This window comes from Massilia sp. BGA-UO-ETr-WB1, assembly GCF_059567845.1.
Window position 1 is genome coordinate 40800 of sequence record NZ_JCAQOT010000016.1, and the last position, 22987, is coordinate 63786.

The 22987-nt window shown below is 60.5% G+C and carries 28 protein-coding genes and 2 pseudogenes; 12 read left to right on the forward strand and 18 right to left on the reverse strand.

The annotated features are described in order from the left end of the window. The first annotated feature begins 234 nt into the window (after positions 1–234). The 4 genes from AC56DV_RS03970 (at position 235) to AC56DV_RS03985 (ending at position 2180) form a co-directional block, all read left to right on the forward strand. Positions 235–1059: a DUF932 domain-containing protein gene (locus tag AC56DV_RS03970; RefSeq protein WP_496313008.1), complete on the forward strand. Its 825-nt coding sequence runs from the start codon at positions 235–237 to the stop codon at positions 1057–1059. A 67-nt stretch (positions 1060–1126) separates the two neighbouring features. After that, on the forward strand, positions 1127–1390 hold the full coding sequence (locus AC56DV_RS03975; RefSeq protein WP_496313009.1) for a hypothetical protein: 264 nt from the start codon (positions 1127–1129) through the stop codon (positions 1388–1390). A 16-nt stretch (positions 1391–1406) separates the two neighbouring features. Then, on the forward strand, positions 1407–1706 hold the full coding sequence (locus AC56DV_RS03980; protein ID WP_496313010.1) for a hypothetical protein: 300 nt from the start codon (positions 1407–1409) through the stop codon (positions 1704–1706). A 93-nt stretch (positions 1707–1799) separates the two neighbouring features. Next, positions 1800–2180 carry a hypothetical protein gene (locus tag AC56DV_RS03985; RefSeq protein ID WP_496313011.1) on the forward strand — a complete coding sequence of 127 codons (381 nt, stop codon included), beginning with the start codon at positions 1800–1802 and terminating at the stop codon, positions 2178–2180. A gap of 431 nt (positions 2181–2611) precedes the next feature. On the opposite strand, the pseudogene AC56DV_RS03990 reads toward AC56DV_RS03985, so the two are convergent. The 6 genes and pseudogenes from AC56DV_RS03990 to AC56DV_RS04015 form a co-directional block, all read right to left on the reverse strand. Next, positions 2612–2824 (reverse strand): annotated as a pseudogene (locus AC56DV_RS03990) (Tn3 family transposase); the annotation flags it as partial. Positions 2825–2883: 59 nt separating this feature from the next. Next, positions 2884–3600 (reverse strand): arsenical resistance protein ArsH, encoded by a 717-nt coding sequence (arsH, locus tag AC56DV_RS03995; protein ID WP_496313012.1) that lies wholly within the window; start codon positions 3598–3600, stop codon positions 2884–2886. Beyond that, a complete protein-coding gene (locus tag AC56DV_RS04000; protein WP_496313013.1) occupies positions 3597–4340 on the reverse strand; it encodes an aquaporin in 744 nt (247 codons plus the stop codon). Before AC56DV_RS04000 ends, arsH begins: the two co-directional genes overlap by 4 nt. Then, a complete protein-coding gene (locus AC56DV_RS04005) occupies positions 4337–4837 on the reverse strand; it encodes an arsenate reductase ArsC (protein ID WP_496313014.1) in 501 nt (166 codons plus the stop codon). The genes AC56DV_RS04000 and AC56DV_RS04005 overlap by 4 nt, the downstream gene beginning before the upstream one ends. A 13-nt stretch (positions 4838–4850) precedes the next feature. Next, positions 4851–5330, reverse strand: coding sequence for an arsenate reductase ArsC (locus AC56DV_RS04010; protein WP_496313015.1), 480 nt, complete (start codon positions 5328–5330; stop codon positions 4851–4853). A 38-nt stretch (positions 5331–5368) separates the two neighbouring features. Then, on the reverse strand, positions 5369–5704 hold the full coding sequence (locus AC56DV_RS04015) for an ArsR/SmtB family transcription factor (protein WP_496313016.1): 336 nt from the start codon (positions 5702–5704) through the stop codon (positions 5369–5371). Between the two features lie 141 nt (positions 5705–5845). On the opposite strand from AC56DV_RS04015, the gene AC56DV_RS04020 reads away from it, so the two are divergent. From AC56DV_RS04020 to AC56DV_RS04035, 4 genes are all read left to right on the forward strand, one after another. After that, entirely contained in the window at positions 5846–6157 is a 312-nt protein-coding gene (locus AC56DV_RS04020; RefSeq protein WP_496313017.1) for an ArsR/SmtB family transcription factor, read from the forward strand. 58 nt (positions 6158–6215) lie between these two features. After that, positions 6216–7646: an FAD-dependent oxidoreductase gene (locus AC56DV_RS04025; RefSeq protein WP_496313018.1), complete on the forward strand. Its 1431-nt coding sequence runs from the start codon at positions 6216–6218 to the stop codon at positions 7644–7646. An 18-nt stretch (positions 7647–7664) separates the two neighbouring features. Continuing rightward, complete coding sequence (locus tag AC56DV_RS04030; protein ID WP_496313019.1) at positions 7665–8861, forward strand: MFS transporter; 1197 nt, start codon at positions 7665–7667, stop codon at positions 8859–8861. A 185-nt stretch (positions 8862–9046) separates the two neighbouring features. Next, positions 9047–9613 carry a recombinase family protein gene (locus AC56DV_RS04035; protein ID WP_496313020.1) on the forward strand — a complete coding sequence of 189 codons (567 nt, stop codon included), beginning with the start codon at positions 9047–9049 and terminating at the stop codon, positions 9611–9613. A gap of 169 nt (positions 9614–9782) precedes the next feature. On the opposite strand, the gene AC56DV_RS04040 is transcribed toward AC56DV_RS04035, so the two are convergent. Together AC56DV_RS04040 and AC56DV_RS04045 are read right to left on the reverse strand one after the other, a co-directional pair. Next, positions 9783–10349 carry a helix-turn-helix domain-containing protein gene (locus tag AC56DV_RS04040; RefSeq protein WP_496313021.1) on the reverse strand — a complete coding sequence of 189 codons (567 nt, stop codon included), beginning with the start codon at positions 10347–10349 and terminating at the stop codon, positions 9783–9785. A gap of 1346 nt (positions 10350–11695) precedes the next feature. Next, positions 11696–12847, reverse strand: coding sequence for a DNA-binding protein (locus tag AC56DV_RS04045; RefSeq protein WP_496313022.1), 1152 nt, complete (start codon positions 12845–12847; stop codon positions 11696–11698). 327 nt (positions 12848–13174) lie between these two features. Between AC56DV_RS04045 and AC56DV_RS04050 the strand changes: the two genes are divergently transcribed. Together AC56DV_RS04050 and AC56DV_RS04055 are read left to right on the forward strand one after the other, a co-directional pair. Beyond that, positions 13175–13438: a hypothetical protein gene (locus tag AC56DV_RS04050; protein WP_496313023.1), complete on the forward strand. Its 264-nt coding sequence runs from the start codon at positions 13175–13177 to the stop codon at positions 13436–13438. Next, positions 13435–14055, forward strand: coding sequence for a recombinase family protein (locus AC56DV_RS04055; protein WP_496313024.1), 621 nt, complete (start codon positions 13435–13437; stop codon positions 14053–14055). The genes AC56DV_RS04050 and AC56DV_RS04055 overlap by 4 nt, the downstream gene beginning before the upstream one ends. Positions 14056–14088: 33 nt before the next feature. On the opposite strand, the gene AC56DV_RS04060 is transcribed toward AC56DV_RS04055, so the two are convergent. The 8 genes and pseudogenes from AC56DV_RS04060 to merT form a co-directional block, all read right to left on the reverse strand. Continuing rightward, positions 14089–14430, reverse strand: coding sequence for a hypothetical protein (locus AC56DV_RS04060; RefSeq protein WP_496313025.1), 342 nt, complete (start codon positions 14428–14430; stop codon positions 14089–14091). A gap of 11 nt (positions 14431–14441) precedes the next feature. Then, positions 14442–14744 carry a hypothetical protein gene (locus AC56DV_RS04065; RefSeq protein ID WP_496313026.1) on the reverse strand — a complete coding sequence of 101 codons (303 nt, stop codon included), beginning with the start codon at positions 14742–14744 and terminating at the stop codon, positions 14442–14444. Between the two features lie 144 nt (positions 14745–14888). Then, positions 14889–16187, reverse strand: a complete 1299-nt coding sequence (locus AC56DV_RS04070) for a Y-family DNA polymerase (protein WP_496313027.1) — start codon at positions 16185–16187, stop codon at positions 14889–14891. Between the two features lie 394 nt (positions 16188–16581). Beyond that, a pseudogene (gene merD / locus AC56DV_RS04075) lies at positions 16582–16903 on the reverse strand (mercuric resistance transcriptional repressor MerD). Between the two features lie 12 nt (positions 16904–16915). After that, entirely contained in the window at positions 16916–18601 is a 1686-nt protein-coding gene (gene merA, locus AC56DV_RS04080) for a mercury(II) reductase (protein WP_496313028.1), read from the reverse strand. Positions 18602–18641: 40 nt separating this feature from the next. Continuing rightward, positions 18642–19067 carry an organomercurial transporter MerC gene (gene merC / locus AC56DV_RS04085; RefSeq protein ID WP_496313029.1) on the reverse strand — a complete coding sequence of 142 codons (426 nt, stop codon included), beginning with the start codon at positions 19065–19067 and terminating at the stop codon, positions 18642–18644. A 22-nt stretch (positions 19068–19089) separates the two neighbouring features. Beyond that, the gene (gene merP, locus AC56DV_RS04090) at positions 19090–19365 is read right to left on the reverse strand and encodes a mercury resistance system periplasmic binding protein MerP (protein WP_496313030.1); all 276 of its coding nucleotides are present in this window, start codon (positions 19363–19365) and stop codon (positions 19090–19092) included. Positions 19366–19378: 13 nt separating this feature from the next. Beyond that, a complete protein-coding gene (gene merT / locus AC56DV_RS04095) occupies positions 19379–19729 on the reverse strand; it encodes a mercuric ion transporter MerT (RefSeq protein ID WP_496313031.1) in 351 nt (116 codons plus the stop codon). Between the two features lie 72 nt (positions 19730–19801). Here merT and merR point away from each other — a divergent pair, with 72 nt between their 5' ends. Then, entirely contained in the window at positions 19802–20227 is a 426-nt protein-coding gene (gene merR, locus AC56DV_RS04100; protein WP_496313032.1) for a mercury resistance transcriptional regulator MerR, read from the forward strand. Positions 20228–20488: 261 nt separating this feature from the next. On the opposite strand, the gene AC56DV_RS04105 is transcribed toward merR, so the two are convergent. Next, the gene (locus AC56DV_RS04105) at positions 20489–20884 is read right to left on the reverse strand and encodes a LexA family protein (RefSeq protein ID WP_496313033.1); all 396 of its coding nucleotides are present in this window, start codon (positions 20882–20884) and stop codon (positions 20489–20491) included. 761 nt (positions 20885–21645) lie between these two features. On the opposite strand from AC56DV_RS04105, the gene AC56DV_RS04110 reads away from it, so the two are divergent. Continuing rightward, on the forward strand, positions 21646–22302 hold the full coding sequence (locus AC56DV_RS04110; RefSeq protein WP_496313034.1) for a hypothetical protein: 657 nt from the start codon (positions 21646–21648) through the stop codon (positions 22300–22302). 450 nt (positions 22303–22752) lie between these two features. Here AC56DV_RS04110 and AC56DV_RS04115 read toward each other — a convergent pair. Further along, positions 22753–22987: hypothetical protein (locus tag AC56DV_RS04115; protein ID WP_496313035.1), on the reverse strand; the 235-nt coding region annotated here is incomplete at its 5' end.

Genomic DNA, 22987 nt, shown 5'->3' on the forward strand with positions numbered 1-22987 from the left:
ACAGAACACGGTTCCCGACTGATGAACTGCGGCAGCAAGCGCTATTTCTGCCCATTGCAAAAGACTATCAGGGCACGTTCTGTCATCAATAAATACTCGCACAAAAACGCTTTATGACAATATAAAAGAGTTGTCATTAAGGTTGTCATGAATTATAATGGTTACATGGTGGACGAAACGATTCACCTGTTAAAAAAACTGATTCAACGTCAACGTAACCTAAAGGAAATGACCATGTTAGCTTCCAAATTCACCCGCAATCGCGTCTCCTTCCGTTCGGATTTCCCTCTGAGCGACGACCAGATCATGCGCGTCGCCCCTTCCATCTTCGCCGTTGAAAAGCATGAAAGCCGCTCGACGCGCTACACCTACATTCCCACGGGCGACGTGCTCAATGCGCTGCGCAAAGAGGGCTTTTCCCCGTTCATGGTTTGCCAAGCGAAAGCCCGCGACGAAGGCAAGCGCGAGCACACGAAACACATGGTGCGCCTGCGCCACGCCAGCCAGATCAACAGCCAGGAAGCCAACGAAATCATCCTGCTGAATTCGCATGACGGCACCAGCAGCTATCAAATGCTGTCCGGCATGTACCGCTTCGTGTGCGCGAACGGCTTGGTTTGCGGCGACACGCTGAGCGACATCCGTATCCGCCACCAGGGCGACATCGTGGACAACGTGATCGAGGGCGCCTTCCGCGTGCTGGACGATTTCGAGCTGATCGGCGAACAGATGGAGGGCATGAAATCGCTGACCCTGAATGCTGGCGAGCAGCAAGCATTCGCGCGCTCCGCCCTGGCCCTGAAGTACGACACCGAAACGGCACCGGCCCCCGTGACCGAATCCCAAATCCTCTATCCGAAGCGCGCAGAGGACCGCTCTAACGATCTGTGGACGACGTTCAACCGGGTGCAGGAACACCTGATCGACGGCGGCCTGTCCGGCCGTACCGCCACCGGCCAGCGCCGTCAGACCCGTCCAGTGACCGGCATCGACCAGTCCGTGAAGCTCAACCGTGCCCTTTGGATTCTGTCCGAGGAAATGCGCAAGCTGAAGGCGTAATCCCAGCTGGGGGAGGGGGCTTGCTCCCTCCTCTCGAAATCGAACGGCTTAAGCGATGAGGTCCACGATGAAATCGAAACTGAAGTTTTTTGCGCGCCAAAGCGGGAAGCGCGCTCGATCTAACGCCAAACGGCTGGCGGCGTTGCTGAGGGAATACAGGCGCGACCCCGATTCCAATTTCGTCTTGCATAGCGAAGCGGCGGCCCTGGCCGTCAAGGTCTCGTACTACCTTCGCGAGTCGGAAGCGGCTGGCCGGATCATCCTCACCACGCAGGGCGACCGCCGACAAGTATTTTTGGGTGACAACAATGCATCGTCCGATGCCCGCTAGCAGACAGGAGTTCGACATGACCACATTAAACATCCCCAGTGCGGCCCACGTGCAGGAACTTATTTGCGAATGCCTGAAGACCCTGCCGCCCGGCGCCATTCCCGAAGCCCGCCGCGACGAAGTTATCAGCAACTGCCTCGGCCCCATGGTACTGCTGCTGGAGGCCGTCCATCTCGCGGGCGCGGCCGGTCCCGACGAAGAGGCCGTACTGATCCAGTGCATCCGGCGCCTGTACGCGCAAGCTGAGGAAGCACGCCGGGCGGGATACTTCGCGAACCTGATGAAGAGCCTGACCACCTACCGCGACACGCATTGATTCGCGGCCGACCCTACCAAAAACGCATCCGTGGTGACAGAATTCAAGCCTGGCGCAGCTGAGCGTGTCACCACCATCATCGAGACCCACATCATGACCATGACCAAGAGCCACATCGAGAACCTCTCCGCTGTCGCCGCTGCGCTCCCTGACTGTATCGCCCAGCTCGACCGGGCAAAGGCCGACATCGCCGAGCAAATGCGGGTGCTGAAGCAGGACGGGCTGATCTATGCCAGCGAGCACATGAAGGACGGCAAGTACCTCGTTCTGCTGTATCCCATCCAACCAGGGGAGCCTAGGCGCCGGAAATACATCGGCATGGACCTTGGAAAGATGCAGGCGGCGCGCAACGCGATCCAGAGGGCCAAAGACTATGACGTGTTGGCAGAACGCGCCAGGAGGCTGGATTCGGCCTTGGCCGAGGGCCTGGGGAAGCTTCAGGATGCGGCCCGCATACTGTCTCGCGCTAAGTGACCTTGTTCTGCCAAGCCGGTTTTACCCGGCCGATGAGCAGAGCAGACGGGGGCGGCTCAAGTCCTGACGCATGTCAGGATGCCGCCGCAGGACGGCACCCCCTGCCACACGGGAGCATGTAGGGGCGGGTTTGGCCGGGCCGACCCCGGCCAGCCCCGATGCGACCGGTCCGGGACATCGAGGGACCGCGCAGCCGGTTTGGCTGGTGACACGATCGCGGCGCCGGCGCGGCGGCCGCGTCACCAAACGCTGGTGACAGCGACCGCGCACCTGGTGCGGCCAGGCGTCACCAGGCCGGACTGCACTGGTGACTGGCCACCAGCTGCGGCGCCGCCACAGTGGCACCAAGCCCTGGCGACTTCGGAAGTGGGAGCCAGTAGCCGTATACGGGGTCTCAGGTCCAGTGGAACGGAAAACCGGGTTAAGAACGCCTATTCGTCGTTCGTCGGGTTGCGCAATGGCCGCAGTTCGCCCTTCGCCACAGCATCCGGTACTAAAAACAAATATCGTCCCTGCATGTTGATGTGCTCATGCAGCAACGGCGACAACCTGGCCACGTCCTCAGCGCGGACCTCGAAGCCGTCCGCGCGCAGCTGGTTCACTGCGGCCTCCATGTAGCTCGTGTTCCACAGGACGATCATGTCGAGAGAAAACTGACGGGCATGGGTCCGATCGATCGACCATCCGGGCCAAAAGTGTATGGCTAGATCTTCGCCACTTGCGCAGAGATGATTTTCATCTGCCGCTCATTGCGCTCGCTGTAGCGATCAGTGAGATAGTCGGTGCGGCCGCGCAGCAGCAGGGTCATCTTGAACAATTCCTCCATCACGTCCACCACCCGGTCATAGTAGGCGGAAGGGCGCATGCGCCCGGCGTCGTCGAATTCCTTGTACGCCATTGGCACCGAGGATTGGTTCGGAATCGTGAACATGCGCATCCAGCGACCCAGCAGGCGCAGCGTGTTGACGACGTTGAACGACTGCGAGCCACCGCACACCTGCATCACCGCCAGCGTGCGTCCCTGGCTGGGCCGAAGCGCCCCCTGTTCCAGCGGAATCCAGTCGATCTGGTTCTTCATCACCGCAGTGATGGCGCCGTGGCGCTCAGGACTGCACCAGACCTGGCCCTCCGACCACAGCGACAGCGCGCGCAGTTCCACCACCTTCGGATGATCTTCCTGCACACTGCCGGCCATCGGCAATTCCATCGGATCGAAGATTTTCACGTCGGCGCCGAAGTGTTCCAGGATACGCGCCGCTTCATGGGTGAGAAAGCGGCTGAACGAACGCTCCCGCAGCGAGCCATACAACAGCAGGATGCGGGGTGGATGTGACAGCTCACCCTGCTGGGCGAGCTTGGCCATGTCGGGCATGTCCAGCAATTTCTCCTGGATATTGGGCAGGTCCGGTATCGCCATCATGCGTTCGCTTTCTTTTGTTTAGTGAATGCCGCCGTGTCTGCGAAATCGCCGGGCGCAACAGTGCCAGCCACGGTGGCCTCAGGCGGCGGTGCCGGATACAGCCAGCAAAACAGCAAGGTCGCCACCATCGCGCCGGCCAGCTGGGCCAGGATGAATCCCGGCGCGTCCGCCGGCCGGATGCCCGCGAAGGTGTTGCTGGCACTGCGCGCCAGGGTCACGGCCGGGTTGGCAAATGAAGTCGACGCGGTGAACCAGTAGGCCGCCGTGATGTAGGCCGCCACCGCGAACGGCGTCACGGCCGGGCGGCTGCGTGAGCAGCCGATGATGACGCCGATCAGGCCGAAGGTGGCGACGAATTCGCTCCACCACTGCGACGGGCCGGTACGCACATGCTGGGAGGCGAAGAAGAGCGCCTGGTCGAACATGCCATGCGCGGCGGCTACGCCGGCGAAGGCGCCGACCACCTGCGCCGCGACGTAGGGCAGTACCTCGCCGGCCGGCACATTCTTCTGCCAGGCCTCGGACAACGTCACCACCGGATTGAAGTGCGCGCCGGAGATGGTGCCGAACATCAGGATCAACGCCACCAGTCCGGCCCCGGTGGCGATGGTGTTGGCCAGCAGCGCGATGGCGACATTGCCGCCGGCCAGTTGCTCGCCCATGATGCCCGAGCCGACCACCACCGCCAGCAGCAGCGCCGTGCCCACGCCTTCGGCCACCAGGCGCCGTGCCAGCGTCATGGCTGCACCCCACCGATTTTCGCCAGCTCGCGTTGCAACGCCAGTTTGTCCAGCTTCTCGATCGGCAAACTGCGGAAGATATCCAGGCGCGTCTTGATCTCGCGGCAGACCGTGGCGAAGGCGTGGCGAATCTCCTCGGCGCTGCCGGTGGAGGCGGCCGGGTCGCGGAAACCCCAGTGCGCGGTGACCGGCTGGCCAGGCCAGAACGGGCACACTTCGCCGGCGGCCTTGTCGCACACGGTAATGACGAAGTCCATCGCCGGCGCGTCGGCGCCGGCGAATTCGTCCCACGATTTGCTGCGCTGATCGGGTTGGGTGCGGCCGATGGCCTGGATCTGTTCCAGCGCATACGGGTTGACGGCGCCGGCCGGATGGCTGCCGGCGCTGTAAGCACGGAAGCGTCCGCTGTCGTCGCCGTTCAGCAGGGCTTCCGCCATGATGCTGCGCGCCGAATTGCCGGTACACAGGAACAATACGTTATAGGCTTTGTCGCTCATGGTGTGCTCCAGGTCAGGCTTGCAGGGTGCCGATGCGGTCCAGCTCGGCCTTCAGGCGCGCGCGGTCGTTCTTCAGCTCGTCCAGCGGCAGCGCAAAAAAGGCCTCGATGCGGGCGCGCAGCGTGCGGTAGGCGTGCATGAAGGCGGCGTCGATTTCTTCATCCGTGCCGGTGACGTGGGCCGGGTCTTCCACGCCCCAGTGCGCGCGCAGCACCGGACCCAGGTAGGCCGGGCATTCCTCGCCGGCGGCGTTGCCGCACACGCTGATGACGATGTCGGGCGTGACCGGCAGGCTGTCCCACGACTTGCTGTGGTAGCCCTCGGTGGAAATGCCTTCGCGTTGCAGCAGGGCCAGCGAGCGCGGATGCACGTAGCCGGCCGGCTTGCTGCCGGCGCTGACGGCGTGCCAGCCTTGCGGCGCCAAGTGATTGAAGGTGGCTTCGCCCAGGATCGAGCGGCAGGAGTTGCCGGTGCAGAGGATCAGTACGTTCATGTGGGGTTCCGGTTGGAGGTGAATGGGGTATGTAGTCGTTAAGCCAGTTCCGCTTGCGGCGCGCAAGCGGCGACGGCTGGCGCGCAGCTGACTCCGCCGCAGCAGTTGTCGGTCAAAAAAGCGAGCACGCCATTCATGGTGTCGAAATTGGCGCTGTAAATCACGAAGCGGCCTTCCTGGCGGCCCACGATCAGTCCGGCGTGGGTCAGCTCCTTGAGGTGGAACGACAAGGACGAGGGGGCCAAGCCCAGGTGGTCGCTGATCTTGCTGGCGGCCAGACCCTGCGGCCCGGTCTGGACCAGCAGGCGGAAGGCGCGCAGGCGGTGTTCCTGCGCCAGGGCCGCCAGCGCGGCCAGGATGTCTTGGGTTTCCATGTGCTCACTTATTTTGATAGTTCTACTAAGATCGAAATCTTACTGCATTTCTATACGACATTTCAAATAATATCGAACCTTCTTGACAGCTTGATGACATCGGCGTTAATCTTTGTTCGTCGATTAACGAATGAGTATGCAATGACGAGCTGTTGCGATACCGCGCCGCAAGGCGCGCCGCCGGACCTGGACACGGAAGAGATCGCCATGCTGTGCAAGGCGCTTGGCCACCCCGCGCGGGTCCAGCTGCTGCGTTACCTGTCGGCCTACGGCGCCTGCTACTTCGGCAGCTTGGCCGACGTGCTGCCGCTGGCGCCGTCCACCATTTCGCAGCATATCAGCATCCTCAAGCAGGCCGGCCTGATCCTGGGTTCGTCGGACGAGCAGCGAGTGTGCTATTGCGTCAATCCGGAACGGCTGGCGCAACTGAAACAGTTGATTGGCGCTTTGTAGGCCATTTTTTTGTCATGTTATTCGTTATTCGACGAATGACTAATATCGGGAGAACACCATGCTCAGCAAACACCCCCACTTGCCCGTCGCCGTGCTGGGCGCCGGTCCCGTCGGCCTGGCCGCCGCCGCCCACCTGATTGCGCGCGGCTTCACCCCGGTCGTCTTCGACAGCGGCGACCAGGTCGGCGCCAACCTGGCCAGCTACCGCCATGTGCGGCTGTTCTCGCCCTGGCGCTACAACATCGACCAGGCCGCCCGCGCGCTGCTGCAGGAGCATGGCTGGCAGGCGCCGGCCGACGATGAACTGCCGACCGCCGGCGCGCTGGTGGACGCCTATCTGGCGCCGCTGGCCGCCTTGCCGGCGCTGGCGCCGCATATCCGGCTGGGGCAGCGCGTACTGCACATCAGCCGCACCGGCGTCGACAAGGTCAAGACGCGCGGCCGGCAAGACGCGCCGTTCGTGATCCGCACCGCCGGCGCCGACGGCGAGCGTGAATATCTCGCCGGCGCCGTGATCGATGCCACCGGCACCTGGTCGCAACCGAATCCGCTGGGCGCCAACGGCCTGCCGGCGCTGGGCGAGGCCGAGGCCGCCGAGCGCATCGCCTACGGCATGCCCGACATCCTGGGCGGCGCGCGCGCCGACTACGCCGGCCGGCGCGTGCTGGTGGTGGGTGCCGGCCACTCCGCCGCCGGCACCTTGCTCGCGCTGGCCCAACTGGCGACCGAGGCGCCGGACACGCACCTGGTGTGGGCCACGCGCGGCAACCAGCTGAACAGGGTGTTCGGCGGCGGCGAGGCCGACGGCCTGCCGGCGCGTGGTCAGCTGGGCCAGCGCCTCAAGGCGCTGAGGGACTTCGGCCGGCTGGAACTGCGCACCGATTTCCGCATCCAGTCGCTGCGAACCGGCGCGCACGGCATCGATGTCGTCGGCACCGGGCCGGACGGCGCCGCCGTCGTGATCGCGACGGTGGACCGGATCGTCGCGGCCACCGGCGCCCGTCCGGACCTGGCGTTGACGCGCGAGTTGCGGGTGCGGCACGATCCCTGGCTGGAAAGCACCGACGCGCTGGCGCCGCTGATCGACCCGAATGAGCACAGCTGCGGCACCGTGCGCCCGCACGGCCACCGCGAGCTGGCTCACCCGGAACCGGGCTACTACACGGTCGGCGCCAAGAGCTACGGCCGCGCGCCCAATTTCCTGATGGTCACCGGCTATGAACAGGTGCGCTCGGTGGTGGCGGCACTGGCCGGAGATTTCGCGGCGGCCGACGAGGTACGGCTGGAACTGCCGGAAACGGGCGTGTGCAACACGCAATTTGCGGCAACGGCGCGGGCTGATGACGCTTGCTGCGGCGGCCCGGCGCCGGCCGGCGCTGCCGGCTGCTGCGCGCTCGACGTCGCCGAAAAGGAGAAGGGCGCGGCCGGTTGCGCCACGTCCACGGCATGCCGGCCGAAGGCGGCCGCCGCTTCCGGCTGCTGCGCCTGAGCGGCCCGGGAACGCAACATGCAACACCCCTGGCGCACCATCGGCATCCTCGGCTTCACACAGATCGTGTCCTGGGGCGCGCTGTACTACGCCTTCGGCGTGCTGGCGCCCGCCATCCGCCAGGAACTGGGGCTGCCGTCCGAACTCATTTATGGCGCCTTTTCCTGGGCCATCCTGGTGGCCGGGCTGGCGGCCACCCCGGTGGGCATGGCGATCGACCGTTACGGCGGCCGGTACGTGATGGCGGCCGGTTCGCTGGCGTGCGGCACCGGCCTGCTGGGGCTCGGCCACTGCGGCGGCGCGGTGGCGTATTTCGGCGCCTGGACGCTGCTCGGCCTGGGCATGGCGCTCAGCCTGTACGAAGCGGCCTTCGCCACCATCAACCGCAGGACCGCCGACGGCGCTCGCCAGGCCATCTCCACGCTGACCTTGTTCGGCGGCTTCGCCAGCACCGTCTTCTGGCCGCTGACCGCCCAGCTGAACGCCGCGCTGGGCTGGCGCCAAACGTACCTGTGCTTCGCCGCCGCACAGCTCATGCTGTGCCTGCCGCTGCACCTGCTGCTGAGCAAGGACGGCGCGCCGCGGCGCACGGCCGATGCTGGATCTGCCCGGAGCCACACGCTGGGCGAGGCGCTGCGGCACCCCGCGTTCTGGCTCTTGGCCGGTGCCTTCGCCGCCAACGCGCTGATCTTCTCGGCGCTGTCGGTGCACCTGATTCCGCTGATCCAGGACTTCGGACACGCGGCCAGCCTGGCGGTGCTGCTGGCCACCCTGATCGGGCCGATGCAGGTGGCCGGGCGGATCATGGAACGCGCCTGGTCGCACCGGGTGCCGGCGCAATGGGTCGGCAAGCTGACGTTCGGCGCGCTGCCCGCCGCCATCCTCATCCTTGTGCTGTTCGGCGCGCAGGCTTGGGCCGTGTCGCTGTTTTGCGTGCTGTACGGGTTGAGCAACGGGGTGCTGACCATCCTGCGCGGCACGCTACCGCAGTCGCTGTTTGGGCGCGACCATTACGGCGCCATCTCGGGTGCGATGGCCGGGCCGGCGCTGCTGTCGAAGGCTGCCGGCCCCTTGGTGGCCGCCGTGGTGCTGCGCGCCCACACGAATCCAGCGGTACTGCTATGGGGCCTGCTCGCCGTCGCAGTCGGCTCCTTCTTGCTGTATCTGGTCGCGATGCGGGCCGGGTCGCTGGAGATGCGATGTCACGGAGCTTGAGCGGTGTCACTACCAAGCTCCACTGATCCTATTGCTCTCGATGTGTCCGATTAAGCTATACCCTAACCTGATGTCAGAAGAGTCCAGCACAATCCGTCAGGATAGGGTCAGTTTCGCAATTAATTGACATGTGCCTTGAACAGTCATAGAGTCTTTCCTGACACATCTTGTTAAGGAGGCACGTTTTGCGAGGTCAGCGCATCGGTTATGTCCGGGTCAGCAGTTTCGACCAGAATCCAGAGCGTCAGCTCGATCAGGTCCAGGTGGACAAGCTGTTCACCGACAAGGCATCGGGCAAAGACACACAGCGGCCGCAGCTCGACGCGTTGCTGTCGTTCGCCCGCGAAGGCGACACGGTAGTGGTGCACAGCATGGACCGTCTAGCGCGTAACCTGGACGATCTGCGCCGGCTGGTACAGACGTTAACGAAGCGCGGGATACGAATCGAGTTCGTCAAGGAATGCCTGAGCTTCACCGGTGAAGACTCGCCGATGGCAAACTTGCTGCTGTCGGTCATGGGGGCGTTCGCGGAGTTCGAGCGAGCCTTGATTGGCGAGCGGCAGCGCGAAGGGATCGCGTTGGCCAAACAGCGCGGCGTCTACCGAGGTCGCAAGAAAGCGCTGATGAACGACCAGGTTGTCGAGCTGCGCCGCCGTGCCGGCGCCGGCGAGCCAAAAGCCACGCTTGCACGGGAGTTCGGCATCAGTCGCGAGACCCTTTATCAATATTTGAAAGTGATACCAGCGGCTTAACCCGGTTTTCCGTTCCACTGCACCTCAGACCCCTATACGCAGCGCGTTCCACCCCTGGAGCAATCCCCGGCCTGGCCTTTGTAGCCTGCGGCGGCGCGGCCGCCATCGTCAAACACGTATAGGCTTCCCGTGTTGGCCATCTTGATTTTTTCGCGTCCGCGAAACCCGGTTAAAGTCCCAGTTTGCCCTGCGCGTCCCCTTCCGGCGGTGCCGGATCGCTGGCTTCCACCAGGGGAAGGTGCCGCGTCCATGCCTTAACGGAACGCTTCTTTGTCGTCTCGTCTTGCTCTTCGAAGTTCAGCACGACCTGAGCTTGGAACGACGCCCATTTGCCATCGGCCCTGTCCTGCCAGAAGACATTCGAGTTTACGCGGTAGACGTTCGACGTGCCGATTTTCATCACGTCAATCCATTGCTGTTCACGCAGAATTTTGATCGCCCGCTTTACCGTGGAGTTGCTGACGCCGCAAATTTTTTCGAGCGATTCATTACTGATCATCACCGAATTGACCTTGTTCATCTGCTTCACCAGGGCCATCAGGACGGTGAAGGCCGCCGGGGCATGATTGGCGAGGTCCACTGTCTCGTCCATGTATATCTTGCTTAGTTGGACGAAATCGGAATTGACGGCGCCGTGCTTCACCCGCGCCAGCTCGCTGCGCGTAGATTCCAGCTCGGCCAACAGCTGCTGGCGGGAGCGGTTATTTCCGCTGTCGTCGGGGGAAAGATCGTTCATCGGTGGCTTCCTTGACCTGTATTCAGTTCATCCGTGACCTTCGGAAGGTCATGAATGTTAATATACTCGTCATAGAAGACCCGCGCAAGACTTTTCTTGACCCGTGCGAGGTCAGGAAAGAATCCCGGCGGCTCACCGGTGACCCCTATACAGGTCAAATTTGATCCATATCAAGCTCAGCGCCTTTGTGTATCCTTCGTTGCGCGACCTCCCGAGGGTTAACGCTGAACCATGGAAGGCCACAGATGAAGACTGCGAGGTCACGCGTGACCTGTATTCAGGTCACGGATGACCTCAATTCGGGTCACGACACCTCCTGGCTTGGTCTTCGTGAACCGTGGCGGGTTAACGCTGAGCCCCGGAGGGCCAAATTAGATGCTCGCCGGGTCATGGATGACCTCAATACAGGTCAGGTGGACATATGATCGGCGGCCCTTATATAATTACTGTCAGTATCCTTCCATTTCCCAAGTAAATGTGGTAGGAAAAATCAGATACAGGTCATAACTGGTGACCTGTATACCGCTCACAGCATGAACTGAATACAGGCCAAGGTGTGACCTATAAACATACCGCATAACTGAGCGCTGGTGCGGGTTTCCGGGCACCTACGACGACACGCTCTCTTATTATCTCCTGAGCCCGCCCGCTAGCGCGGCCGCCCCGCTGCGCGGGGTAGGTCCAGACTGCGCCCGTTGGGCGCACAAGGAATACTCAAAAACAAAAAGAGCGGGGCTGGAGCGCCCCGAAACATAGGACCGCATCCGCCGGTGGTTATGGTTCCGCTTACGCGGCACCATATGCAAGCGCCCGAATGCATCCCCAGACTGCGGCCGTTGGCCGCACAAGAAAGACTCAACATCAAGAACACAATGTGCGGGGCTTGAAGCCCCGAAGTACCACAGTCATGGCAACTGGCCGGTCGCCGTGGAGCGGCGCCGGGTTTGGGGCAGGGGTGGCCCTAACGGGCCATCCTCGCTCCCTCGCCTTCGGCTTCGGTCCTCGGACTCAAATCGCCCCTGCTGGAGAACGCAACCGACCGTAATGTTTGGCTTTCAGAAGGAAGATTTGCGGCCGGTGGGTAAAAAAGTACCTCGGCGGCAGACCTGCACGAATAAACCCTGTGGGCAACGGATTTTCGTTGTCCACAGGCCCGAGACCGGACGGGGTTGGTTTTTAAGGATTTTTTTCGAAGAAAAACAATCCATGCAGGCGTGTCGATTTCGTTCCGAAATCGGTACGCAAGCAAGCGGGGACGCCCGCGCGCTAAGGCGTTTAGTTGGCTTTGACGCTAGTGGTGACTGGCTGCAGGATCTTTTGCGCACCAGGTGTCACCACCACCGGACCTACTTGGAATTTTTGGGTTTGGATGGCAAAGCCGGTTCGGCTTGTATCGACTGAGAATGCAACGCAGCGAGTGTCCTTAGTTGTTCGGCAGTTTGCGTTTGAAGCGCCTCGATCTGGCCGCGCAATTTCGCGGTTTCCTCACGTGCGCCTGTAGCCTCTGCTCTGGCCGCATCGCGTTCTGTCTCTGCCTTGTTCGCGCGTTCGGCTACGTGGTGCATTTCTTGCGCGGTGGACTTGCGTTGTTCCTGATGTAGTTGTTCCGCCTGATCCGCTTTGGTTTGGGCCCTGGCAAGTTCGGAACGCAGCTGATCAATATCCTGCTGGTGCCGCAGACGTTCGGTGACATGCTCGCTGCTGGCTGCTTCGGCATGTTCTTGTGCCGCTTGCAAAGCTGCGCGTAGCTCGTCGGCGACTTGTTGCTGCCGCTGCCGTTCTTCGTCCCGGCTGACCTTTAACCGGGCCAGTTCCGCATCGTGTTGCTCCTTGGCCGCTTCGGTCCGCGCTTCCAACTTGGCCAGGTCTCCGCGTAGTTTGTCACCTTCAAGCTGGTGCCGCTGGCGGTCGGCTTCGATCTGTCCAGACAATTTTCTTTGTTCGGTTGCATGTTGATCAGCCAATGCCTTTGCGCTTTTCTCGGCCAGGACGAGCCTTTCGCTTACCTGGGCGAGTTCGACGGCTTGCCGCTGGGTCTTTTCCTGGCTTCGGGTTAGCTCGGCTTTCAGAGATTCTACCGTGGCTGTGGTCTCATCGAGCTTAGCTTCCAAATCGTCTACGGTCTGAGAGGCATCGGCAAGCTCCCGTTCGGCCTGCTCGCGTTGTTCCCCAGCTGCACGGACAACCTCGTGAACCCGGCGTTCTGACGCCTTCACGGCCTTGTCGTTGACGGCCACCGCCAAGGCGGTGAGGCGTTCCACCAACTCCTTCGTGATGCTGGCCATTTCTTCAGCAAGCTCGATTGGTAGCTCTGCAATCGGTTCGCTTTTGGCGGCGCCCTGGCTGTTGATGTGCTCGTCCCAGACCTGTTTCAGCCGGGTCGGATTTCCACCGCCTACCAGCTTGCGCAATGCGAAGCCGGTTATGTTGCGGCCGCCGTCTTTCAGCTGTTGACCGGCTTGAATGATGACCTCTGGTGTGAATTCGACTGGGCGCATGGCTGTTCCTTCGGTAGAAGAAGGAACAGTATATCACAGTTACTTTGTATTTATAAATTAACTAATAAACTAACAAATAAATAAACAAACAAATAAATTTATAAATATTGTTTATTTAATGACAATTTTTGGTCAATTAGGGTCGCCAAAAATAGCCTAGCCAAGTAGACTTGCTCTATCGTTTCTTGACCAGTGTGATTTTTCTTGGCTCATTTGGGTATACCCAAATTGGCTTAGATTTTGTGGCAGTCCTTCTGCCATTGGGTTATCGTTTCAGATAGAACCGTTTTCGCGTCCGCGAAAATCTTGAATGGAGAAGGGACCGCCGTGAAACTTTCCGCACCAAGGTGGCGCAGCCCGGACAGTCGCCGCAAGTTTTTCGTGATGCTGACCTTTTTTATGGTCATCATGACGGTGTTGTGTTGGCTTGGCTGGCAGTCCATGCGCATCGCCAATCCGACAGTGGTCAAGATCGGATTTGGCATCGCCGCCGTGTATGTCATCATCCAGCTGGGCCGCATGAAGTGGGCTTCGCTCAGTCCGCGTCCCAATAGACGAGTAAGGAAACCTGCATTGCGTATCGTGAAATGAAAGTAGCTCGTATCTATTTGCGAGTGAGCACGGAACAGCAGGATTTGGCCAGGCAAGCCAGCATCGAGGCCGAGGCGGCCGCCGCTGGTTTCTACATCGCCGCTGTGTACAGAGAGAAGGCGTCCGGCGCTCGGGCCGACCGTCCGGAACTGTTGCGGATGATCTCGGATTTGCGGCCCGGGGACGTGGTGATTGCGGAAAAAATCGACAGGATCAGCCGCCTGCCGCTTCCAGAGGCCGAAAAACTCGTCACTTCCATCCGCGCCACGGGGGCTAGGCTGGCGGTTCCCGGCGTTGTCGATCTGACAGAACTTGTCGCATCGAGCGATGGCATCGCCAAGATTGTGCTGGAGTCGGTCCAGGAGATGCTATTGAAGCTTGCCCTCCAGATGGCGCGTGAAGAGTACGAAACGCGGCGCCAGCGCCAGTTGCAAGGGATCGAGTTGGCGAAACAGCAGGGCAAGTATCCAGGGCGTAAAACCGATCACTCGGTGCATGACCGGATTGTGGCGCTGCGCTCCAGTCATTCAATTGCCGAAACGGCCAAGCTGGCCGGCTGCTCTGAAAGCCAAGTCAAAAGGGTATGGGCTCTACACCTTCGCCGTCCGACGGCCTAAGTGGGTTTCACGGTTATTTCGATTGCTCGACGGTTAGCTTTCTCGGTACATATTTGCTGCCGTTTGGATAGACTGGATTTCATTTTCTGACGGCAGCGGCATACCTGAGCCCGCAACCAGATCTACTTCCTGTTGTCTCTTGCGCAAGATTGACAGCCAAATCATGGCGTCTCGAATGGCCCACATGCGATGCTTCACATTCTCAGTTTCCAAGCTATTCTGACTAATTTTTTGAATGTGCTGTGCACCATATCTAATGCAATGGATGGCTGATGTTGCGTTTTCCAACTGACCAGTTTGCAGTACTGCGCTGTAGGCTTCCACCACTTGTGCAAGATACTGAATCGCCTTGGCGGTAAGTTGTTGTTCATTCATATGTGCTCCTGCTAGTCCGTTGGGCCAGGACGTTTTGCGCCCAATTCGACCAAAGTGGCGTACAGCACCATGAATTTGATGGCTTCCATTGGTGTCCAAAGCGAAACAATCGCCTGGCTCTTTTTCCCCTTTGCGTCCATGAAGTAGCCAGCGTAGTGGTTGTCATCGAGCCACTTGAAGTAGAAATCCGCGACATGATGGCGCTTATGGGAAATGGTGATTTCGCCATCGGATTTCGTACGTTCTACACTTACCTCCGCAATGTCCTTCAGCGCGGCCAATCTGGTTGCAATTTTCTTCTTTAAATTGGCCATTCAAGTGTCCTTTTCAGCAGAGCATGATGTTCCCTTCAGCCGTCGTGTCCACCGATGCTCTGGTGACAAATCCGGCCGTCCTACTTTCCGTGTTTAGCGAAATGTTTCTATACACCATTATTACATAAACAAGTGTGGTGTAAGTTAGTTCGCGTACACCTTCGGCAGTTCATCCCACCTAGTGGTGTAGCAGGGCGTTTTATTCTCTGCCCGCATCGCCCACCGCTGCGCCAGCCCGGCCGATCCCAGGTGCAGCGCGTCGCGCCCGAAACGCTTGTTCAGCGCATCCAGGGTGGCCATCACCTTCGCCGATTGCTCGCGCTGTCGAGGGGGCGCGAACAGCTGGCCTTGACTCACGGCGTTGGGCGACAGGTCCATTAGCATAACCCCGGCTTTTTTATACATGAAACCTTCCCTGTAAATTAGGCTGAGTCCTTGCAGGGCCGCCGCCGTCAGTACCCTGTTGTCGTCGGTCGGCTCTACAAGTGGGATGGTCAGGCCGTTGCTGTACTGTGGGTCTTGCTGCCGGAAAGGATTGGTCTGCACGAATACGTGCACTGCGCCGCACAGCGAGGCCTGGGCGCGCAGCTTTTCTCCGGCCCGCGCTATATACGTCGAAACGGCTTCCTCCAATTCGGCCACGTTCACGGCCATGGCGCCGAATGACCGGGACGAGACGATTTCCTTGCGCGGCGGCGCCACCTCTTCGAGTGCCAGGCAGGACAGGCCCCGCAGCTCGTTGCACGTGCGTTCCATCACCACACCGAACCGGCTGCGGATGTCGCGGGGCGCGGCGTCCTTCAAATCCTGCACCGTATGGATGCCCATGTCGTGCAGCTTGGCGCCGATGCGTCGCCCTACGCCCCAGACCTCGCCCACGTCGATGCGGAGGAACAGCCACCGCATGCGGGCGGCCGACATGCTGGACAGGTCGCAAACACTCTCAAACAGCGGGAATTTCTTGGCTATGTGGTTGGCCAGCTTCGCCAGTGTCTTGCTGCTGCCGACGCCGACGCACACGGGCAGGCTGGTCCACTGGAGTATGCGCTTCCTGATGTCCTGGCCCATGGCCGTGGGCGATTCCCAAAGGCCGGACAGGCCGTTCAGGCCGAGGAAGGACTCGTCGATACTGTAGACCTCCACGTTCGGGCTGTACGTGCGCAGGATCGTCATGATGCGGTTGCTCATGTCGCCGTAGAGGGTGTAATTCGAACTGAGGCCGATGATGCCGTGCTGGCGTACCAAGTCCTTCATTTGAAACCAGGGCGTGCCCATCTTTACTCCCAGCGCCTTGACTTCGTTGCTTCGGGCAACGGCGCAGCCGTCGTTGTTCGACAGGACGACGACGGGGCGGCCTTGCAGGCGGGGGTTGAAAGCGCGTTCGCACGACACGTACATATTGTTCACGTCAACCAGGGCGAACAGTTGATGGTGCGGCGACATCGCTAGACCCTGTATTTCCGCACAACCCCAGTCACAACGCCCCAGACCTGTAACTCCTGGCCTTCGACCAGCCGGATCGGCGCATAGGTGTAGCGACCTGCGTTTGAAAACGCGCCAACCTGCATTCAGCGGCTTTTTCGACCGGAATTAACTGCGACTGACGGCCCCCTCAAACCAGAATTAACTGCGAATGAACCTGCATTTGATGGGGCCGACCTGCATTCCACCACCACCGACCAGAATTATCTGCAACTGACAAAGTTCCAGGAACCCATCGAATGGCGCAGTTGTTGGAGCAAGATTTGTGGACGGCGTTTGTGGACTTCGAGCGCCGGGCATCCAGGCCAGAGCGCGCTTGCGTCCACGCCCCTCCAGAAAACCCTCGTTTTTTGGACTACCTTGGCATTGCGGCCAACTGCGTTTCTAGGCTGGCCAGAGCCTCGCGCCAGCGTTCGACGAGTTGACGTAGTACGGCAAGCTACGCGGCGGCAAGATCGCTGTCCATTGCATCGAGCCGCGCCAGAGCCGATGCCTGCCTCAAAGGCTGCCAGCACCAAGCACAGACATTGCAGGGCAGCGGCGTCAAACAAGCCATACCTGCCCGTAATGGAAGCCACTGGTCGCATCGAGCCGCGCACCAGGTAGTTGCGTACGACATGCACGCTCACCCCAGCGTCAAGCGCCAGTTGAAATACAGTATAGGCGCCCCATCGCAGACCTCTTTTTCCTCAACCGGCGCAGCAGGACAGCTGCGTCACGTCCTTGTTGAACGTCTGCGCCGCGAGTTTCAGCCCTTCGACCATCGTCAAGTACGGGAACAACTGGTCGGCCAGTTCCTGCACCGTCATGCGGTTACGAATCGCCAGCGCTGCCGTCTGGATCAACTCGCCCGCCTCCGGCGCGACTGCTTGCACTCCGATCAAGCGTCCACTGCCGGCATCGGCCACCAGCTTGATGAAGCCGCGTGTGTCGAAGTTGGCGAGCGCGCGCGGCACGTTGTCCAGCGTGAGGGTGCGGCTATCGGTCGCGATGCCGTCATGCTGCGCGTCCGCCTCGCTGTAACCCACGGTTGCCACTTGCGGGTCGGTGAACACCACGGCTGGCATTGCGGTCAGGTCCAGGGCCGCATCGCCGCCGGTCATGTTGATGGCCGCACGGGTGCCGGCGGCGGCGGCCACATAGACGAACTGCGGCTGGTCAGTGCAGTCGCCGGCGGCGTAGATATGTTCTACGCTGGTACGCATGCCGGTGTCGATGACGATAGCGCCTTGTGGGTTGAGCGTGACACCCGCCGCATCCAGTGCCAAGCTGCGAGTATTGGGCGTGCGACCGGTGGCGATCAGCAGCTTGTCAGTACGCAGTTCACCGTTTGCCGTGGTGAGTACGAATTCGCCGTCCACATGGGCAACCTGGTTGGCCTGCGTGCGTTCCAGTACCTCGATGCCCTCCATGCGGAACGCGGCCGTCACCGCCTCGCCGATGGCTGGGTCCTCGTGGAAGAACAGCGTGTTGCGCGCCAGGATCGTTACCTTGCTGCCGAGTCGGGCGAACGCCTGCGCCAGTTCCAGCGCCACCACCGATGAGCCGATCACGGCCAGGCGCTCGGGGATCGTGTCGCTGACCAGTGCCTCGGTGGAAGTCCAGTAAGGCGTGTCCTTCAAGCCAGGAATCGGCGGCACGGCCGGGCTTGCGCCGGTGGCGATCAGGCAACGGTCGAACGCCACCACGCGCTCGCCACCGTCATCGAGTTGCACTACCAAGCTGCGACCGTCTTTGAATTGGGCTTCGCCATGCACTACAGTGATGGCGGGATTGCCATCCAGGATGCCTTCATATTTTGCATGGCGCAATTCCTCGACACGGGCCTGCTGCTGGGCCAGCAGCGCCGAGCGCTGGATGGTCGGCGCTGCCGCCTGAATGCCGTTGTCGAACGGACTTTCTCGGCGCAGGTGGGCGATATGGGCGGCGCGGATCATGATCTTGGACGGCACGCAACCGACATTGACGCATGTCCCGCCGATGGTGCCGCGCTCGATCAGAGTGACACGCGCTCCTTGATCGACCGCTTTCAGCGCCGCCGCCATTGCGGCTCCGCCGCTGCCGATCACGGCAATATGGAGCTGGCCACGATCGCCGTCAGTTTTGTCCTCGTTGCCTAGCCAATTGCGCATTTTACCGAGTATTCCGTCACGCGCCGGAGCCGTCGGCTCATCGGCGAGCGTGGCCCGATATCCAAGCCGGGCAACAGTGGCCGTCAGCGCGTCGGGTGACGTGCCGACCGCGATGTTGAGTCTGGCGCTTCCTTTTGTATAGGAGACGTCCGCCGACTGGACGCCGGGTACATTCTCCAAGGCTTTCTTGACATGCAGTGCGCAAGAGTCGCAGGTCATGCCGGTAATCTTCAAGGTAGTCATGTTTTATTCCTTTTCTGTATGTGCCGCCGGGGCTAATGCCCTAGCCTTGTTTCGCGGGCAGTGCGCAGCCGTTTGGGCCGCAATACCGGCGCGCCGGCGATACCAAGTCCCAAATGGATGCACCAACCATGAGGGCTAGTCCGACGTAAAGCAGCGGTGCCGTCGGCAGGCTGTAGAACCGCATCAAGAGTGCGGCCAACAATGCCAGAAGCGACCCGGCTACGCCAGGCGCGGTGCGCCGCCACTGGCGGTGCTCGAACCATCCCAGCACATTGGAAAACAACGCCAGCACCGCAAACAGCGGCAATAGCGTCGTAATGAACAGCCCCTCGTATTGACTTAGAAAGCCAAGTCCGATGGCGGCGCCAAAACTAGCGAGAGCGGGAAAGCAGGCTACACAGCCTATCCCGGAAACAATGCTGCCAAGAATTCCGGTGTTCTCGGTGATGCGTTTGATTAAACTCATGAAGGGCTTTCTAGTTGGCAGGTCAATGCTTGACGCTGGATGGGTAGCCAGCGTCGTCGGTCGCCTTGGTCAACTTTTGCGCACTGGTTGTGGCATCGTCAAAGGTGACGACTGCCTCACGCTTCTCAAAGCTCACATCGATCTTGCTCACGCCGTCGACCTTGGAGAGGGCCTTCTTCACTGTGATTGGGCAGGTGACGCAGGTCATGCCTGGAACCGCCAGCGTAACGGTTTGGTTGGCAGCCCACACCGGGGCGACTGCAGCGGCGAGTGCGAGAGAGGCGAATAACTTATTCATAGTGGACTCCTGGTTAGTAGAAGAATGGAACGACATAAGGGTAAACAAGCGCGACAAGAACCAACATCGCCACGGTCCAAAAAATCAGCTTGTAGGTGGTGCGCACCCGCGGCAGCGCGCAGATCTCGCCCGGCTGGCAAGCAGTGGCTGGACGGAAGATACGCCGCCAGGCGAAAAACAATGCCACCAGCGCCGCGCCGATGAACAGCGGGCGGTAGGGCTCAAGCACTGTCAAGTTACCAATCCAGGCACCCGAAAAGCCCAGCGTCACCAGGATCAGTGGCCCCAGACAGCATGTGGAGGCGAGGATGGCCGCTAATCCGCCAGCGAAGAGGGCCCCCCGGCCGTATTTTGGTTCAGACATTCCGACGATCCTTTCAAATCCCGATTAGATAGCGTAACCTTACTTCCGTAGTTCTGTACGGAGTCAAGTGACATGGAGAGTATTTTGGAGAATGTGACCATTGGCGTATTTGCCAAGGCCGCCGGGGTCAATGTGGAGACCATCCGGTTCTATCAACGCAAGGGCTTGTTGCCGGAACCGGATAAGCCATATGGCAGCATTCGTCGCTATGGCGGCGCAGATGTGACGCGTGTGAGATTTGTGAAGTCGGCCCAGCGACTCGGCTTCAGATTGGATGAGATTGCCGAGCTTTTGCGGCTCGACGATGGTACCCACTGCGAAGAAGCCAGCAGCTTGGCCGAGCACAAGCTCAAAGACGTGCGCGAGAAGTTGGCCGATTTGGCACGCATGGAAACCGTGCTATCTGATCTTGTCAATGCCTGCCACTCGCGACAGGGGAATGTGTCCTGCCCGATGATTGCGTCGCTACAGAGTGGTACAAGCCCGGCTATGCCTTAGCACACGATTTGTTCCGTTTCGAGCGCTGCCCCGCTCTGTACTGCAATTCTCTGAGCGCGTGCCACCACCCGGCGCCGATGCGCCAGTAGCGGCGTTGTTCAGTTGCAGATAATCCTGGTTCGCGGCGAAGGAATGCAGGTCGGCGGGGACAAATGCAGGTTCAATTGCAGCTAATGTTGGTTTGAGGGGGCTGTTGGTTGCAGCTATTCCTGGCCGATAATTGGCTGGAATGCTGGTCCGGCCCGTTTCAAATGCAGGTCACTACACATAGGCGCCGTTTTCGGGATGCAGCTCAATGACGCCTTGCTGCGCATGAAGCCGTTTCAGCGTGTACTCGCCGTCGATCACAGCCAGGACGTAATGGCCGTGGGAAGCCGTCACGGACCTGTCCACGAGAACATAGTCGCCGTCCATGATGCCGATACCCGACATGCTGTCGCCCACGACCTCAAAGAAAAAGGACGCCTCCTTGTGCTGGATCATGAACAAATTCAGGTCCAGCCCTTTTTCCACGTAGTCTGCCGCCGGTGAGGGGAAGCCAGCCGAAAGCTTGTGATTGATCAGCGGTCGCGACCCTGATGGCGCAAATTCGGCTACGGGGATGAAGGAACCGGTGAGTCCGGCGCCGTTGATGGGGAATGGAAGGATGTTGTTCATATTCTAGTTTTTAGGTACTGTGTTTTTGTACAGTATTTGCAGTATAGCGCCGCCGCCATGACATCGGAAGGGGTGTTCGCACTTTTGCTGCACACGCGCAGCTTGGTTCACCCAGACCTTCCCCAAGGTCCGGGGCATTTTTCGCGTACGCGAAAAACCGGGATGCCCGTTCCGGAGCGCGGTCGCTTACGCTCCCTTGGTCGCTGCGCGACTGGGCGATGAAGCCGCCCACCCCTCCAGGCCACCACTTGCCTAACCCCGCAAAGACAACCCCGCACCCCTTTGTTTTGGTGCCACCGCGGCGGCGCTGCAGCTGGTGGCCAGTCACCAATGCAGCCCGGCATGGTGACGCCTGGCCGCACCAGGTGCGCGATCGCTGTCACCAGCGTTTGGTGACGCGGCCGCCGCGCCGGCGCCGCGATCATGTCACCAGTCAAACCGGCTACGCGGTCCCTCGATGTCCCGGACCGGTCGCATCGGGGCTGGCCGGGGTCGGCCCGGCCAAACCCGCCCCTACATGCTCCCGTGTGACAGGGGGTGCCGTCCTGCGGCGGCATCCTGACATGCGTCAGGACTTGAGCCGCCCCCGTTTGCTCTACTCATCGGCCGCGAAAACCGGTCTACAGAACACGGTTCCCGGCGGGCGAACTGCGGCGACCATTCATATTGACAACCCATAGAGGTTGTCAATAGTGTTGTCATTTGCTATAATGATTGTGTGGTGACGGAGGTATCCAACACAAAATCCAAGGAGAATACGAATGGGACAGATGAAAAAACCAGCGGCGAATGTGTGCAAAGCGGCAGCGCTGGCCGTCCAGTTTCCGGACGATCACGCGGGCTTGCTAGCCGCTGCCGAAGCGGTCGCATTGGAGTTCGACAGTGCTGTGATGGCTTGCGATATGGGGGCCGCTCAGGACACGGCTGATCGCTTCGACGCGATCATTTGGAAACTGAACGGCGGCACCCATTCCGGCAGTTTCGCCGGTGAGGATTCGGCGGGTAACGTGATCGCCGCGCACTGTGCAGCGCCCGTTGGGCAAGTTCCCCGCTGGGGGCAGCGCGGCCAGTTCGTTATTACGGTGGACGGCATGCGGGCGCTGGTTCATTCAGCGCCCGGGATGCACCGCTGGCACTTCCATTTCGGATTCCATGTGGTCGATGTCGAGCGGCCCTTTGTTTCGGAAACCGGCTACCGTTCGCAGTTTTTCAGCCCGGTCGGAGGCCGCACGGTTGAGGACGAGGCCCGCCATTGGTTGGCCGGTCTGATGAAGGAAAAGGGCCGCCGCATCGTGAAGCCGGATCACAGGCAAAGCTGCATAGCGCGTGTGGCCGAGTCCCCATGGTTGCAGTCGCAGACGCTGGATGCGCCGCCCCCATTCGAGGATGCGTCAGGACAAGGCTGCTTCGCCTTCTGAAAAGCCTGTTCCGGGGCGACTTGACGTCCCGGAGCGGTCGCATCGGGGCTGGCCGAGGTCGGCCCGCCCAAACCCGCCCCTACATGCTCCCGCGTGACAGGGGGGGGGGCCGTCCTGCGGCGGCATCCTGACATGCGTCAGGACTTGAGCCGCCCCCGTTTGTTCTACTCATCCGCAGGAAAGCCGGTCTACAGAACCAGGTCCTGGCCAGCCATTGGCGCGTCTGGATTCAATTTGCGCAAGCTATCAATAAGCGCTTTTCAATCAAAATTTATATGAATCCGAACTTCATTTGACAACATAAATGAGTTGTCAAATGAGTTGTCATGAGCTATACTAATTACATGGTGGACGAAACGATTCACCAGCTAAAAATCAAGTCACAACGTCAACGTAAGTAACCGGAGTTTTCAAATGAACAAAAGTTTCTGGATTGGATTTATCGCTGCTCTACTGATTCTCGCGCCTACTTTGATTGTGCTGTTTTACAAGCTCGATCAGATGTTCGATCTTCGATAAAGCAGCATGCCCCGGTGGAGGCCGGGGCACCAGAAACTTCCCTAAGGAGACGCTGATCAATTGAGCTTTTCGCCGGCCCTGGATGTGTTCAGCGTTCCAATGCTGGGCTCGAAAACTCACAGAAGGGTATAAAAAGTGGCGAATTCGCCCCAGTGCCTGCCCATTA

Coding starts and splice junctions, on each gene's coding strand:
- AC56DV_RS03970 (WP_496313008.1), top strand. CDS start 235: ATGTTAGCTTCCAAATTCACCCGCAATCGCGTCTCCTTCCGTTCGGAT.
- AC56DV_RS03975 (WP_496313009.1), top strand. CDS start 1,127: ATGAAATCGAAACTGAAGTTTTTTGCGCGCCAAAGCGGGAAGCGCGCT.
- AC56DV_RS03980 (WP_496313010.1), top strand. CDS start 1,407: ATGACCACATTAAACATCCCCAGTGCGGCCCACGTGCAGGAACTTATT.
- AC56DV_RS03985 (WP_496313011.1), top strand. CDS start 1,800: ATGACCATGACCAAGAGCCACATCGAGAACCTCTCCGCTGTCGCCGCT.
- arsH (WP_496313012.1), bottom strand. CDS start 3,600: ATGATGGCGATACCGGACCTGCCCAATATCCAGGAGAAATTGCTGGAC.
- AC56DV_RS04000 (WP_496313013.1), bottom strand. CDS start 4,340: ATGACGCTGGCACGGCGCCTGGTGGCCGAAGGCGTGGGCACGGCGCTG.
- AC56DV_RS04005 (WP_496313014.1), bottom strand. CDS start 4,837: ATGAGCGACAAAGCCTATAACGTATTGTTCCTGTGTACCGGCAATTCG.
- AC56DV_RS04010 (WP_496313015.1), bottom strand. CDS start 5,330: ATGAACGTACTGATCCTCTGCACCGGCAACTCCTGCCGCTCGATCCTG.
- AC56DV_RS04015 (WP_496313016.1), bottom strand. CDS start 5,704: ATGGAAACCCAAGACATCCTGGCCGCGCTGGCGGCCCTGGCGCAGGAA.
- AC56DV_RS04020 (WP_496313017.1), top strand. CDS start 5,846: ATGACGAGCTGTTGCGATACCGCGCCGCAAGGCGCGCCGCCGGACCTG.
- AC56DV_RS04025 (WP_496313018.1), top strand. CDS start 6,216: ATGCTCAGCAAACACCCCCACTTGCCCGTCGCCGTGCTGGGCGCCGGT.
- AC56DV_RS04030 (WP_496313019.1), top strand. CDS start 7,665: ATGCAACACCCCTGGCGCACCATCGGCATCCTCGGCTTCACACAGATC.
- AC56DV_RS04040 (WP_496313021.1), bottom strand. CDS start 10,349: ATGAACGATCTTTCCCCCGACGACAGCGGAAATAACCGCTCCCGCCAG.
- AC56DV_RS04045 (WP_496313022.1), bottom strand. CDS start 12,847: ATGCGCCCAGTCGAATTCACACCAGAGGTCATCATTCAAGCCGGTCAA.
- AC56DV_RS04055 (WP_496313024.1), top strand. CDS start 13,435: ATGAAAGTAGCTCGTATCTATTTGCGAGTGAGCACGGAACAGCAGGAT.
- AC56DV_RS04060 (WP_496313025.1), bottom strand. CDS start 14,430: ATGAATGAACAACAACTTACCGCCAAGGCGATTCAGTATCTTGCACAA.
- AC56DV_RS04065 (WP_496313026.1), bottom strand. CDS start 14,744: ATGGCCAATTTAAAGAAGAAAATTGCAACCAGATTGGCCGCGCTGAAG.
- AC56DV_RS04070 (WP_496313027.1), bottom strand. CDS start 16,187: ATGTCGCCGCACCATCAACTGTTCGCCCTGGTTGACGTGAACAATATG.
- merA (WP_496313028.1), bottom strand. CDS start 18,601: ATGACTACCTTGAAGATTACCGGCATGACCTGCGACTCTTGCGCACTG.
- merC (WP_496313029.1), bottom strand. CDS start 19,067: ATGAGTTTAATCAAACGCATCACCGAGAACACCGGAATTCTTGGCAGC.
- merP (WP_496313030.1), bottom strand. CDS start 19,365: ATGAATAAGTTATTCGCCTCTCTCGCACTCGCCGCTGCAGTCGCCCCG.
- merT (WP_496313031.1), bottom strand. CDS start 19,729: ATGTCTGAACCAAAATACGGCCGGGGGGCCCTCTTCGCTGGCGGATTA.
- merR (WP_496313032.1), top strand. CDS start 19,802: ATGGAGAGTATTTTGGAGAATGTGACCATTGGCGTATTTGCCAAGGCC.
- AC56DV_RS04105 (WP_496313033.1), bottom strand. CDS start 20,884: ATGAACAACATCCTTCCATTCCCCATCAACGGCGCCGGACTCACCGGT.
- AC56DV_RS04110 (WP_496313034.1), top strand. CDS start 21,646: ATGGGACAGATGAAAAAACCAGCGGCGAATGTGTGCAAAGCGGCAGCG.